At 71.3% G+C, this 836-nt stretch carries 1 pseudogene; it reads left to right on the top strand.

Annotated features, from left to right (window positions below):
* Positions 1–68: 68 nt before the first annotated feature.
* A pseudogene (locus ABD323_RS42245) lies at positions 69–506 on the top strand (hypothetical protein); the annotation flags it as partial.
* Positions 507–836 lie beyond the last annotated feature (330 nt).

Here is an 836-nt window from a genome sequence, read left to right as displayed (position 1 = left end):
CCACTCGGCGGCTGAAGGCCAGCACCCGGCGCATCAGCAGCCGCTGGGTCCTGGCCTTCAGCCGCCGGGTGGTGGCCCGGGAGGAGATCAGCATCGCCCGACTGACCGAGGCCGGGGTGCCGGGTGCCAACCTGATCCGCGGTGTGGACAGCGCCTTCGCCTTCCAGGGCAACTCCGTACGCCCCTGGCGGCAGGAGCTCGGGATCGCCCCGGAGGCCGAGCTGGTCCTGGTGACGGCCCGTCAGTTCCTGGACCGGGCGGCCCAGGCCGCCTACGAGGCGGCGATGGCCGCGGCCGTCCGGCACCTGGTCGGCCGGGGCTGCCAGGTGGTGCTCGTCCCCCAGGTGACCTGCACCTTCCAGGAGGACGACGACCGGATCGTCAACCGCCGGATAGCCGCGCTGCTGGACACCCCCGGGCTGCACGTGGTCGACGACGAGACCATCGACCACCACGAGATCTTCGCGCTGTACGGCGCCGCGGACTTCATCCTCGGCACCCGCTTCCACTCGGTGATATTCGGGCTGATCGCCGGTGTGCCGTGCGCCGCCGTCGAGTACGACCACAAGACCCGGGGCATCATGGCCGACCTCGGACTGGGGCACTGGGTGGTCCGGATGGCCGTGGCCCGGCCGGACACCCTGGTCCCGCTGATGGACCGTCTGCTGACCGAGGGCGCCGCGTACCGGGAGCACCTGTGCGAGGTCATCCCGGCCTACGCCGCCCGGGCTGAGGAGTTCGTCGGCCAGCTGCTCCTTGGTACCGAAGTGCCCGTAGAGGGCGCCCTTGGTCATGCCGGTTCTGGCGGCCACGGCCTGTACGGTCGCGTTGGTGTA

It is taken from the genome of Kitasatospora nipponensis (assembly GCF_039528135.1).
GTDB classification, from domain to species: domain Bacteria; phylum Actinomycetota; class Actinomycetes; order Streptomycetales; family Streptomycetaceae; genus Kitasatospora; species Kitasatospora nipponensis.
This window is presented reverse-complemented; position numbering and strand designations above follow the sequence as displayed.